The organism is Priestia sp. KCTC 13724 (genome assembly GCF_056820425.1).
On sequence record NZ_JBXDLD010000051.1, the window covers coordinates 16818 to 29021 of the forward strand.

The 12204-nt window shown below is 36.0% G+C and carries 16 protein-coding genes; 6 read left to right on the plus strand and 10 right to left on the minus strand.

The annotated features are described in order from the left end of the window. Nucleotides 1-9 precede the first annotated feature (9 nt). Both AC1UFB_RS07430 and AC1UFB_RS07435 read right to left on the minus strand, forming a co-directional pair. Nucleotides 10-2046 (minus strand): thioredoxin domain-containing protein, encoded by a 2037-nt coding sequence (locus tag AC1UFB_RS07430; RefSeq protein WP_328101775.1) that lies wholly within the window; start codon nucleotides 2044-2046, stop codon nucleotides 10-12. Nucleotides 2047-2061: 15 nt separating this feature from the next. Further along, entirely contained in the window at nucleotides 2062-2532 is a 471-nt protein-coding gene (locus AC1UFB_RS07435) for a GNAT family N-acetyltransferase (RefSeq protein WP_025907736.1), read from the minus strand. A gap of 160 nt (nucleotides 2533-2692) precedes the next feature. Here AC1UFB_RS07435 and AC1UFB_RS07440 point away from each other — a divergent pair, with 160 nt between their 5' ends. Further along, nucleotides 2693-2968: a DUF4282 domain-containing protein gene (locus tag AC1UFB_RS07440; RefSeq protein WP_025907150.1), complete on the plus strand. Its 276-nt coding sequence runs from the start codon at nucleotides 2693-2695 to the stop codon at nucleotides 2966-2968. Between the two features lie 36 nt (nucleotides 2969-3004). Here AC1UFB_RS07440 and AC1UFB_RS07445 read toward each other — a convergent pair whose 3' ends face one another. From AC1UFB_RS07445 to AC1UFB_RS07465, 5 genes are all read right to left on the minus strand, one after another. Further along, nucleotides 3005-3958 carry a siderophore ABC transporter substrate-binding protein gene (locus tag AC1UFB_RS07445; protein ID WP_076513262.1) on the minus strand — a complete coding sequence of 318 codons (954 nt, stop codon included), beginning with the start codon at nucleotides 3956-3958 and terminating at the stop codon, nucleotides 3005-3007. 134 nt (nucleotides 3959-4092) lie between these two features. Further along, the gene (locus AC1UFB_RS07450) at nucleotides 4093-4854 is read right to left on the minus strand and encodes an iron ABC transporter ATP-binding protein (RefSeq protein WP_061785364.1); all 762 of its coding nucleotides are present in this window, start codon (nucleotides 4852-4854) and stop codon (nucleotides 4093-4095) included. Beyond that, nucleotides 4851-5801: an iron chelate uptake ABC transporter family permease subunit gene (locus AC1UFB_RS07455; RefSeq protein ID WP_061785365.1), complete on the minus strand. Its 951-nt coding sequence runs from the start codon at nucleotides 5799-5801 to the stop codon at nucleotides 4851-4853. The genes AC1UFB_RS07450 and AC1UFB_RS07455 overlap by 4 nt, the downstream gene beginning before the upstream one ends. Next, nucleotides 5794-6744, minus strand: a complete 951-nt coding sequence (locus AC1UFB_RS07460) for an ABC transporter permease (RefSeq protein ID WP_061785366.1) — start codon at nucleotides 6742-6744, stop codon at nucleotides 5794-5796. The genes AC1UFB_RS07455 and AC1UFB_RS07460 overlap by 8 nt, the downstream gene beginning before the upstream one ends. Nucleotides 6745-7139: 395 nt before the next feature. Next, a complete protein-coding gene (locus tag AC1UFB_RS07465; protein ID WP_482588893.1) occupies nucleotides 7140-7445 on the minus strand; it encodes a MarR family winged helix-turn-helix transcriptional regulator in 306 nt (101 codons plus the stop codon). 135 nt (nucleotides 7446-7580) lie between these two features. Between AC1UFB_RS07465 and AC1UFB_RS07470 the strand changes: the two genes are divergently transcribed. The 4 genes from AC1UFB_RS07470 to AC1UFB_RS07485 all read left to right on the plus strand — a co-directional run bounded on the left by AC1UFB_RS07470 (nucleotide 7581) and on the right by AC1UFB_RS07485 (nucleotide 10144). Then, nucleotides 7581-7874 carry a putative quinol monooxygenase gene (locus tag AC1UFB_RS07470; protein WP_100347474.1) on the plus strand — a complete coding sequence of 98 codons (294 nt, stop codon included), beginning with the start codon at nucleotides 7581-7583 and terminating at the stop codon, nucleotides 7872-7874. Between the two features lie 125 nt (nucleotides 7875-7999). Continuing rightward, nucleotides 8000-8302 (plus strand): DUF6509 family protein, encoded by a 303-nt coding sequence (locus tag AC1UFB_RS07475; RefSeq protein WP_100347473.1) that lies wholly within the window; start codon nucleotides 8000-8002, stop codon nucleotides 8300-8302. 516 nt (nucleotides 8303-8818) lie between these two features. After that, on the plus strand, nucleotides 8819-9721 hold the full coding sequence (locus AC1UFB_RS07480; RefSeq protein WP_076513268.1) for an AEC family transporter: 903 nt from the start codon (nucleotides 8819-8821) through the stop codon (nucleotides 9719-9721). Between the two features lie 117 nt (nucleotides 9722-9838). Then, nucleotides 9839-10144, plus strand: coding sequence for a hypothetical protein (locus tag AC1UFB_RS07485; RefSeq protein WP_482588896.1), 306 nt, complete (start codon nucleotides 9839-9841; stop codon nucleotides 10142-10144). Here AC1UFB_RS07485 and AC1UFB_RS07490 read toward each other — a convergent pair. The 3 genes from AC1UFB_RS07490 to AC1UFB_RS07500 all read right to left on the minus strand — a co-directional run bounded on the left by AC1UFB_RS07490 (nucleotide 10052) and on the right by AC1UFB_RS07500 (nucleotide 11497). Continuing rightward, nucleotides 10052-10666 (minus strand): acetate uptake transporter, encoded by a 615-nt coding sequence (locus AC1UFB_RS07490; RefSeq protein WP_100347470.1) that lies wholly within the window; start codon nucleotides 10664-10666, stop codon nucleotides 10052-10054. The genes AC1UFB_RS07485 and AC1UFB_RS07490 overlap by 93 nt on opposite strands. A gap of 118 nt (nucleotides 10667-10784) precedes the next feature. Next, nucleotides 10785-10988, minus strand: coding sequence for a cold-shock protein (locus AC1UFB_RS07495; RefSeq protein ID WP_025907130.1), 204 nt, complete (start codon nucleotides 10986-10988; stop codon nucleotides 10785-10787). A gap of 338 nt (nucleotides 10989-11326) precedes the next feature. Further along, on the minus strand, nucleotides 11327-11497 hold the full coding sequence (locus tag AC1UFB_RS07500) for a hypothetical protein (RefSeq protein ID WP_167556154.1): 171 nt from the start codon (nucleotides 11495-11497) through the stop codon (nucleotides 11327-11329). A gap of 113 nt (nucleotides 11498-11610) precedes the next feature. Here AC1UFB_RS07500 and AC1UFB_RS07505 point away from each other — a divergent pair, with 113 nt between their 5' ends. Further along, the gene (locus AC1UFB_RS07505) at nucleotides 11611-12138 is read left to right on the plus strand and encodes a YhcN/YlaJ family sporulation lipoprotein (RefSeq protein WP_482588898.1); all 528 of its coding nucleotides are present in this window, start codon (nucleotides 11611-11613) and stop codon (nucleotides 12136-12138) included. The last annotated feature ends 66 nt before the right edge of the window (nucleotides 12139-12204 follow it).

Genomic DNA, 12204 nt, shown 5'->3' on the forward strand with positions numbered 1-12204 from the left:
TTATTACTTTTATAAAACTGCTTCAATAGCCTTTTTTATTTCCATAGACGGACGCTCGCACGCAAAATCTTTACATACATAAATGGTCGACTCACCTCTTTGGTCATAGCTCTCTAGGAAATCAGCATGTGGCATCAGTTCGTTTTTATTCCCAACCAACCATACAACTTCTGGTATAAATGACGTCTTCAAAAGCTGTATTTCTTCTACTTTACCTTTAGTTAACACAACCATTTCTTTTATCCCGATTGCTTGTTCAAGCCGCGCTTGTAAAAACTGCGTATGGCTACTGGCTTGCATTCGAATAAGTGAATAAAACGTTCGCTCCATCTTTTCAACCATTTGTAATAACTTTTCGTTTCCTGTTCGGTGACCTAAACGTAAAAGCTGGCAAACGGCGACGCTATTACCGGATGGGAGAGCACCATCGTACACTTCTTTTTCACGCACAAGCAGTTGCTCTGCATCACTTCCAGTAAAGAAAAACCCGCCTTTGTCTTCATCCCAAAATAATGAAGTCATATTCTCTGCAAGTGCTTTCGCCTTCGTAAGATAATCTACTTTGAGTGTCGCGTCGTAAAGATCGTTATAAGCCCATAATAAAAACGCATAGTCATCAATTAAACCTTTTTCCTTTACTTCTCCTTCACGATAGCGAACCATTAAGCGCTCCGTCTCGTACATATTTTCGTGGATAAAAAGCGCAGCCTGCTCAGCTAGCTCTGTAAATGTTTCATTTTGCAATGTCCGACCCGCTTTTGCTAATGCGCTTATAATCAAGCCATTCCAAGATGTTAAAATCTTATCATCAACGTGAGGGTATATACGTTTTTGACGCTCTTTTAACAGTTTTTCATTGCATTTTTTTAGCTTAGTTTCCGTTTCTTCAACGGATTGTTTACTGCGCTTGGCTAGCTCTTCTATTTCCGTTGGAATTAAATGAAGGTGGTTCTTGCTTTCAAAATTCCCTTCTTCCGTAATGCTATATGCACTGCAGACAAACTCGGCTTCCTCTTCAGTGAAAAGGTTTGTTATTTCTTCTTTTGACCATACGTAATAGGTTCCTTCTGCTCCTTCTGAGTCAGCGTCAATCGCTGAATAGAATGCACCCGTTTGACTATCTCTCATTTCACGAATTAAAAATGTGATACTCTCTTCAATTATTTCACGATAGCGCTGTTTCTTCGTCATTTGATATGCTTCAATATAAGCATGTAGCAACAGCCCTTGGTCATAGAGCATTTTTTCAAAGTGCGGAATCATCCATTGTTGATCTGTTGAATACCTCGCAAACCCACCACCAATTTGATCATAGAGACCGCTTGAGGCTAACGAATCAAGCGTTTTTTCAACCATTAACAGCGCCGTATCATTATTGGTTAATCGATGATATCGAAGCAAAAATGTCAGCGTATGCGGCATTGGAAATTTCGGTGATTGCCCAAATCCTCCATACACTGGATCAAATTGACCAACGAGCTGCTGAAATGCTTGATGAAGGGTAGCTTCATCAATTGTGCTGTCTGAAGGAATATGTACAGAAGCTTTTAAACCTTTTACAACCTGCTCTCCTACCTTTTCAACAAAGGACCGCTCATGCAGAAACTTTTCAGCGAGCTGTGGTAGCGCATCCATCATACCTGGTCTATTATAAGCGCTATTCTTTGGGAAATAGGTACCCGCATAAAACGGTTTTTGGTCAGGTGTTAAAAAGACGTTTAAAGGCCAACCTCCGTGATTGGTCATCATTTGGCATACGCGCATGTAAATGGAATCGATATCTGGTCGCTCTTCGCGGTCTACTTTAATTGCAATAAAGTGTCTATTTAATAAATCTGCGACTTCTTCATCTTCAAAGCTTTCTTTTTCCATCACGTGGCACCAATGACAAGTGCTATATCCAATAGATACGAAAACAGGTTTGTTTTCACGTTTTGCTATTTCAAAAGCTTCTTCTCCCCACGGATACCAATTAACTGGGTTATGTGCGTGCTGTAGCAGATAAGGAGATTTCTCATGAATCAGTGCGTTAGTATATTTTTGCATCTTTACACCTTCTTTCTATAATGATAGTTTACCGCCTTCTATTACTTTCTCCAAATGAACTAGGGTTAGCTCATCATTTATTTTTGTAGTTCTTATCACGAAAAAGCCTTTCTTTTGATAAAGACAAATAGCTGGCATATTCTTTGAAGCCGTTGAAACAGATATCTTAGTAGCTGAATAGTTTTTTTCTACAAAGGCTAGTAATTTTTGAGCAATTCCTTGTTTAAAATGCGCAGGATCAATAAACAACCGGTAAATATCTAACTCTTTCCCCAGCACTTTAAACGAAATAACGCCGGCTAACGTGTCTTCTATGTAGTATCCCAAAAATATCTCTTTAGATTGTTGTAGGTGGAGGAGCGTTTCTTGCAAAGGTGGAATCTGACGACTACGAATAATTGATGCTTCAACTTCGTATGATCGTTTTTGTAAAGCTAAAATGGCTTTTGCTTGCTGATTATTTAGCACACTATTTTCTTTAATCATTTATTCCTCCATCTGTTTGTCTTCTTTACTTTTCTATCATTATAACTTATCTGGTTCTTAACGTTAAAAAAATAAAGTGATTCTGTTCTAAATAGCCGTGCTTGTTGATATGTATAAAAGGACAAAACAACTAGTCTACACACCAAAGGAGAGAAATTAAATGAATAGTAGCTTTTTCAACTTCGACAAGATGTTAACACCTTCTATCATTAAAATTGTCTTCATTATTGTCTCTGTCTTAACCATTCTATTAGGTTTTGGATTTATTGTAAGTGGAATTAATAGCATGTATGGTGGTGGTTCCCTTGTCTTTTTAGGCCTAGCATTAATTGTGGTGGGGCCACTATTTACGCGCATTTACTGTGAAACCCTAATTGTTGTATTTAAAATGCATGAAGCTCTTCATAAAATGGCAGAAATAAAGAATCAAGAATAAAAAAAGCGATGCGGTTTAAACCGCATCGCTTTTTCATCATTGTACTGCTTTTTCAATTTCTTTCGCCATCTCAGCTACTGAAAGTAGTCCCCCACCTGATAAGTACCAGTAGTTCGGATCTAAATAAACAATGTTTCCTTCTTTATAAGCTTTTGTTTTTTTGATTAGCTCGTTTTCTAGCGCTTGCTTAGCAGATGATTCCCCACCTACAACTGCGCTACGATCCACTACAAACAAGTAATCAGGATTCTTCTCTACAATGTATTCAAACGACACGCCTTGACCATGCGTGGAAGCTTCGATACCAGCATCAACTGGCGTAATTCCTAGTTCATCATGAATGATACCAAAGCGTGAGCCTGGTCCATATGCGCTTACTTTTCCTTCGTTAACAAGAACAATTAAACCATTTTTCTTTGAAGCTTGAGCTTCTTCTTTCACAGTTGCCATTGTTTTTTCAACAGCCGCTACCTCTTTTTCTACCTCTGCTTCTTTGCCAAAGATTTCGCCTAACGTTTGTGCATTTTTCTTAAATGAAGTCATATAGTTCTCTGTGTCTAAACCCATATGAATTGTCGGTGCAATCTTTGTAAACTCGTCGTATTGATCAGCTTGACGCCCTGAAATAATGATTAAATCTGGATTGATTTCGCTGATTTTTTCAAAGTCAGGTTCTTTTAATCCTCCTACATTTTCATACTTCTTATCTTCATATTTTGATAGATAAGAAGGCATGCTATCCTGCGGAACACCGGTTACGTTGATTCCTAATTTGTCCATAGAATCTAATGTACCAAAATCAAAGACTACTACCTTATCTGGATTTTTATCTACTTTTGTTTCTCCTAATTCATGCTGAACCGTGATTGTTTCTTCCTTTTTCGTTTCTTTCTTTTCATTGTCTGCAGTCGTGCTACCTTCATTTGATCCGCAAGCTGCAACTATAACTGCAAGCAACGCTGCTAGAAATACCATATATAACTTCTTCATCTAACTTCCATCCTTTTCGCTGTATTTAAAATATATGTGAATTACTCTAATCATAAGCCGCTATTTTCGCACTTCATGTAAAGGGCCCCGCGCTAAACAACCTCTTAATGGATTAAAATAACAATCACCTTGATCTAAGCTGAAAAATAAACGCCTATCTTGTTTCCATCAATTGTTTGAATAGGAATATGCATATCATAGACGTCTAAAAGAACATCTTCTTTAATAATTTCAGAAGTTGCTCCATGCTTAATGAGTTGTCCATTCTTTAAAGCAACAATATAATCTGAATAGCATGAGGCAAAATTAATGTCGTGAATGACAATAATAATCGTTTTCCCTAGCTCATCCACAAGCCTTCTTAAAACCTTCATGATTTGAACAGAATGCTTCATATCTAAATTATTTAAAGGTTCATCAAGTAAGATATAATCCGTATTTTGAGCTAAGACCATTGCAATATATGCTCGTTGCCTCTGCCCACCGCTTAGCTCATCAATATACTTATGCTGCATATCTTCAAGCTCCATATATGCAATCGCTTCATCTATATAAGCTATATCTTCTTTCTTTAACTTTCCTTGTGAATAAGGAAACCTACCAAATGATACGAGTTCTCGAATTGTAAGTCGCATCGTTAAATGGTTTGTTTGTTTTAAGATTGAAATTTTCTTTGCTAATTCGTTGCTTTTTGAGTTCATCACATCGTGACCTTCTAATAGAATCTCACCTTCATCTCTCTTTAAGATGCGACTAATCATAGATAGCAGCGTACTTTTCCCTGCTCCATTCGGTCCGATGAATGACGTAATCTTTCCCTTTTGAATTTGAACAGATACATCATCTATTACTTTTTTGTTTCCGTACTTTTTTGTCACACCGTTAACAGTAATCATGTTCTACTCCCCTTCAATAAAAGATAAAGAAAATACACGCCACCAATAAAGTTAATAATGACGCTGAGCGTTGTTGAAAACGTGAAGACGCGTTCAACAACTAGTAAACCACCTACTAAAGAGAAAATACTAATGATAATAGAGCCACTTAGAAGATACGTGTGGCGATACGTTTTAAATACTTCGTGCGCTACGTTAACAACCAGCAAGCCTAAGAAAGTAATAGGTCCAACCAATGCTGTTGCAATAGAAATAAAGATAGCAATTAACACAAGAAGCTTTTTTGTCACTGCATCATAGTCAATTCCAAGGTTAATGGCTTCTTCTCTCCCAAGTGATAAAACGTCTAAATATTTAACATACCGAGACCCATATACGCTTAGTATGATAATTAATAAGAAAGATAGAAAAAGCAGTTCTGTCTGAACATTATTAAAGCTTGCAAACATTCGATCTTGTACCATTAGAAATTCATTCGGATCAATTAATACTTGCATGAAGGAAGAGACACTTTGGAAAAACGTTCCAAAAATCAACCCAACTAACAGTAAAAAATAAATGTTACTTTTTCCTTCTTTTTTAAACAACATTTGATAGAGAAGCATGGCAAACAAAACCATCCCTACAATGGAAATTGCAAAGTTTATATTTTTATTCACCGTCACAATATTCATTGAACCGAATAGAAAAATAAGAATGGTCTGAATAAGCATATACAAAGAGTCTAATCCAATAATACTTGGCGTTAAAATCCGATTGTTAGTGATTGTTTGAAACACCACGGTGGAAACTGCAATGGAAAATCCTGTTAGGATAATTGCTGCTAATTTCTCTAGACGCCTTGGCAGAATATAGTCCCAATTACCATTTGATTGATAAAATAAAAATAATAAAGTTACGCCAACTGCCACGGTTGCTAAAACTATTAATTTTAATCGATTACTCATAAGCCTTTCTCCTAATCAACATGTACAAGAATATCCCACTACCAATGACGCCAACCATCATACCAATGGAAATCTCGTATGGATAAATGATAACTCGTCCTAAAATATCACAAGTCAGTACAAAAACCGCTCCAAGCAAAGCTGTTTGCGGAAGACTGTTTTTCAAATGATCTCCAGCATATATTGACACAATATTTGGAATGATTAATCCTAAAAAAGGAATCATTCCAACCGTTAATAGTACGATAGATGACACAAGTGCTACGATGACTAACCCAATGTTCACAACCTGCTTAAATGGTAACCCTAGATTGGTAGCAAAGTCCTCTCCCATTCCTGCAATCGTAAATTTATTAGCATACAAGTAGGCAATAATCATCAGTGGAACACTTAAATAGATTAACTCATATTGTCCTGAAATAATGGTAGAGAAATCACCTTGCAACCAAGAGCCAATGCTTTGAATCAAATCATTTTTATAAGCAAAAAATGTCGTTATGGAACCAATGACATTACCAAACATCAAACCAACAAGAGGAATAAAAATTCGATCTTTTACTTTGATAGAATCTAAAATCTTCATAAAGATGAAGGTTCCAATTAAAGCGAAAACAAATGCAACCAACATTTTTTGAATTGGACTAGCTGATGTGAATAACATCAATGCTACCAAAACACCTAAGCGTGCAGAATCCATGGTTCCAGCGGTCGTCGGAGAAACAAATTTATTTCTCGTCAGCTGCTGCATAATCAATCCACATATACTTAAGCTTACTCCAGCAATAATGATGCTAATCAATCGTGGAAAACGACTAATTAGTAGCACTTGAATTTGCTCTTGATCAAAGGATAAGACCCCATAAATATTTACTGGTGATACGCCGATAAATAACGAAATAAGCGATAATAAAAATAGTAAAATAATAAGATACCTAATTTTCACGCTGCTACTCTTCCTTACTATGTATAATTTAAAAATATCAATAACGATAATCATTATCAGTTCATGGTAAAAAATAAAATGATGTCTCCATCACTGGTCTTGTTATCCTCTCACTTATTATATGATAGTGAAAATCATTATCATATGTCAATAGGATTCCCCTATTTTTTTTCTTTATTTCCACTTAAAAACTTGTTTAAACAAGTTTTTAAGTGGAAATAACCTCCATTTGTACTTACATGACAAACGGAGAATACTTATTACCGTAAATTACATCGAATTTTATTTAACGTTGACAAGCAGGTAGCTAACTCTTCTTCTGTTAACCCCTCTGACGCATCATTAATTGTTTGCTGTGCTAGTTTTTCTAATTCCAACTGGATGTCTTTCCCATATTATGTTAGATAAATTAAGTTAATTCGACGATCCGTTATATGTGGAACTCGCTTTACTAACTCACGCTTAATCATGTTATCAATTAGACGTGATACGCTTGCTTGATCGCGTTCATTTTGAATAGCTAGCTGATTTTGAGTTTGGCCATCTTTTTCATATAGTCGACTCATAATCTGCCACTGCTCATATGTAAGTGGATAATTGTTATTTTTAAAATGATGATTTAAACGGTTCATCATTAAGCGTGAGGCGTGAAACAATCGATATCCTAGTGAATCATCTAATTTATAGCTTTCCTTGTTCATGCTTCCGTGCACCCCTTTTGGTTTAGTTTATCGTACCTTCGTATAAATGTCTATGTACAATCTACGTAAATGCATATTAACTCTTTATATTCGGAATACTACTAATACAATTTCAGTGGCCAAAGGAGATTTGTTATGTCAGTTGTAATAGTAACAGCAATCCTCGAAGTAAAGCCAGGTTCTGAGGAAAAACTATATGATGTCTTGCTAAACGTATTGGCACCCTCAAAAAGCGAAAATGGCTGTATTCGATATGACCTGCATCGATCTATTGACAATCCCTCCACCTTTGTTTTCTACGAACAATGGCGAGACAAGCATGCTTTAGATGAACATTTATCGAGTGCTCACTACAAAAATTATCAGAAACAAACAGAAGCTCTCACTTTAAATCGTACGGTTCATTTATTAAAGCCTGTAAATCCTTAAAATAAAAAATCACCCTTTGTTCTCTTTTACTATTTACGCTATAATGAAGAAGCTCTTTAGTTGCTTTTCTCTTATATATTATTAAGCTAAGAGCAATTTTTGTTTCAAACAGAAAGGATAAACATATGTTTTCAATTCGTGAATACACCGTAGAAAAATTGCAAGATCCATTTGGAATGTTACCAGGTGAACGCTATGAGTTTCACCTTTATATCGACGTAGATGAAGAAGATGAACTATATACAGGCAGTGACTTAGGTCTCCGAACACTTTATATTATTAATGATGGCAAATCTTCTATTTCTCAACCTTATTTCTATGAAATCTCTACTAATAAGGTGTTAGATTTTGAACTAGAAGATGACGAAGCTGTTGAAGTTCAAGCATTTTGTAGCAAGCATCTAGAAGCTGAAAAAACAGGAGAATAAACAAAAAGAGGCTGGGACATAGGTAATTCAGCCAATGATAAATCTGAACGATCGAGAGTTCCTCACTTTTAATCGTTCAGGTTATTTTGATTGTGAAAACAATTTTGGAGACAAGATGGAATGGAACGAACTTATTCTGACAACGTAAAGAGGTGAGAAAAGGTTTTGTTATGTTCCATCCTCTTTTTATTTCTTTTTTTCTTCATGTTCCATTAGTTTTTTTACTATTTCTGTAGGCTTCCAGCAGTTAAACTGGTAGGATGGTTTCGTATCATATCCCAACCTGGAACAAAAATACTTCATTCCATTTTCAAGCTTTATACTTCTAAAATGCTGACAGGTTGCACAACAGTGAAAATCCCGCACGGTTCTTCCCCCTTCTTCTTATCTTTTCTTGTATAATAAGTATATTATATTATCACTTTGCGTGTACTTAACATATGCTTCTAAGAACGCGAGTGCAAAACAGCTCTCACCTTATACGTAGATTACCTTTTTTATAGAAAGGAGGATTCGATGGAGTTTCTACAAGTACTACTTCCTATTTTCGGCATTTTTGCTCTTGGATTTATCGGCCAAAAGACCATTGGTTTTGATGCAAAAAACATTTCAAAAATGTCATTGTATCTAATGTCTCCTGTACTTGTCTTTCAAACGTTTTATACGAATCTAATATCTGTTACATATTTGTACCTAGGCGCTTTTTTACTCATTCTTTGCTTATCAATCATTGCGGTTGTCAGGCTAATTGGGTTTATCCGGAGTTATTCAACAACGGAAACATGTGGAATGATTCTCGCTTCTGCATTTATGAATAACGGTAACTACGGAACTCCTGTAGTCTTATTAGTATTCGGAGCGATGGGATTAGATATTGCAATTGTACTAATGGTTCTTCAACAGCTCATCATGTGTACCGTTGGGGTTTACTATGCTGCAAAAGGCAGTCCCGAGGCGAACGGAATCAAATCTGCTTTGCGTGCTGTTGCAACAATGCCAATTGTATACGGAGCCATCTTAGGGCTGACTTTTCAACTTCTACATATTACGCTAAGTCCACCCGTTGAAGAAGCAGTTAGCTTAGTAGCAAGTGCGACAATTCCAACAGTTATGATTGTTCTAGGGATGCAGCTTGCTAATATCAAGTTAAAAAACATTGCGTTTCGCAAACTGTCTTTTTCGTTATCATTAAAATTATTAGTTTCACCAATTCTTGCATTTATCATTGTTCAATTTTTACCGATTGATCAAATGACAAAGCAAATACTCATTATTATGGCTGCCATGCCAACAGCAGCTAATACCACAATGTATGCGCTCGAGTATAACACTGACACCGAGTTTGTCTCATCATCCACGCTTATCAGCACTTGTTTGAGCCTTATTACTCTTCCGATTGTATTGAGCGTTGTAGTCTAAATAAAAAGAGACTGAGACATAAGTAGTTCAGCCTCTACTATACCTGAACGATTGAGAGTTCATAACTTTTAATCGTTCAGATTTTTTGGTTGATTGTGAAAAAATGTTGGAAACAGGGTGGAATGGAGCGTAGGTCACTCGACTCCTGCGGGAAAGGGAGTGAAAACGGAGATCCCGCAGCGCAGCGAGGAAGCTCAGGTTCCTCCCCGCGGAAAGCGAGTGACCGTAGCGCAATGGAACGAACGTGTTGAGACAAATCAAAGAGATGGGAACAGCGAGTGTTCGTCTTTTAGAAGCCATCATTTTGTTATGTCCCAAACTCTTTTTTTATCATTTTTTAAAAATCCCGAACGGTTTTCCAATCGGAAGCACTTCTCTTCCAAAATGCGTATTCAATACTGCGGCTGCCGATCCATAGAATGACATAATTGCAATTAAAAGCTCTGAAAAAGCAGCTAATAAATGTGTGACATGGTACATAACATTAAACGAACTCAATGATAAACCAATAAATAAGAAATCGATAAGAACAAAAATAATGAAAAGAACTTTATTCGTTTCCATTGCTCCAACTGTCATAAATAAGCTGAAAATTAAATAGCCGATAAAAGCCATACCTAATTGTCGCCCATCAACTACTGCGAGTTCTTCTCCAAAAGCCCCTAGCTGCATTAACCATGAAGCAGCTACACCGAACCAGAACAATCCGAATGCTCCAAATGCAGTCATACCAAACGTATTATTATGCTTGCCATCTTGAATAGCTGCGAACAATTGCGCAAGACCACCTAAGAAAATAGCCCACGGCAAAATAAAAGCTAATCCATCTGTTAAGCCCAGCTTTTGTGATGATGCTACTAGCGTCACCATTGCCAAACCGAATAACCCAATAGCTGATGGATCAGCAGTGGTAATCTTTACTTCTTGTGCTTTAACTTGACTCATTCTTTACCTCCTAAAATACACATGCTTAAATAAGGTACTTGTTTATTGAGAAGCTGTCAATACATTTTTGTAAAATAGAAAAAGCTACCTTAAATAAGGTAGCTTTTAACGATTTAAATTAAAGTTTTACAACGTTTTCAGCTTGAGGACCACGTTGACCTTCAACGATTTCAAACTCTACGCTTTGGCCTTCTTCTAATGTTTTGAATCCGTCTGTTTGAATAGCTGAGAAATGAACGAATACGTCATTTTCTCCTGGAACTTCGATGAACCCAAATCCTTTTTCACTATTAAACCATTTTACTGTACCTTTAGTAGCCATAAAAAAACCTCCAAAAAAATGTAAAAAATTTAATATGTTACTCTATATTTACACCGTAAATAAAAAATTCACATATTATAAAGACTTTCTACTACGAAGTAGATCTCCTTTATAACACGTGAATTGTGTATCAACCATCTAGTTCGCAATAAATCCTCTCATTCTGAAATAAGTGAGAGCACTTAATTTTTTATTTAAAAATTAAAAATGTTTACGTTTTCATTCTACAATAACTTTTTCTAAAATGCAAGAGAGAACGGTAGTTTTTTACATTCTTCTTTTCTTGATTTAAAAAAGAATACAAAGCCGAATCAACAGGTTCGGCTCTCACCTCTCTATTATGTAAGCATATTGTCTAAATCTTCATCGATGACTTCTTTACGCTTATTTTGTAGCGTTTCAAATAACAATCGTGCTTCTACTTCTGTTAAAGCAAAGGTTGTTTTCTCATGTTCATTCCCTGTTTCGCTTCGTATAATCAATAAGCTTTCTTCAATTCCACGGTTCATTTTTACCACTCCTTTTTGGCTTAGTATAAGCTTATTTCAAATTTCTATGTATGTTTTCACCTCGTTTAATGAAAGCTAACGAACGAAAATTATTTCACAAGGAGGAATGAGACATGATAAAAAAATCACTTTTTGTAGCAGTTAGTTTCGCAACAATTTTATCATTATTTGGTTGTAACACTACAGACCAAGGAAAAGATGGCCTCATTAATGACGATACGGTCCGCAACGTTTCATATGAAAATGAAATGGATAACAATATGAATGACGTAACGCAAGAAAAAAAGCGTGATCAATATGCTGAATCACGCATGGAAGTAGCAAACGGTGCAGCCGATCGAGTAAATGCATTAAGTGAAGTGAAAAATGCAAACGTTGTTATAATGAATCGTGATGCGTATGTTGCAGCAGTTTTAGAAGATAAAAAAGAAGGCAAGTTAACAAAAGAAATGGAAACAAAAATTGCTGATGAGGTTAAAAAATCTAACAGCAACATTCAAGAAGTATATGTTTCAACAAACCCATATTTTGTTAATCGCATGAATAGTTATGTTAACAAGTTGGAAGATGGACAGCCAATTACCGGCATTATCAACGAATTTAATGAAGTAGTACGCCGAGTATTTCCGAACAATCGTTAATTAAAAAAGGCCAAATGCGGCCTTTTTTTGTTTTAGAACGTGTACATATTTTTAATCAAAAGGCAC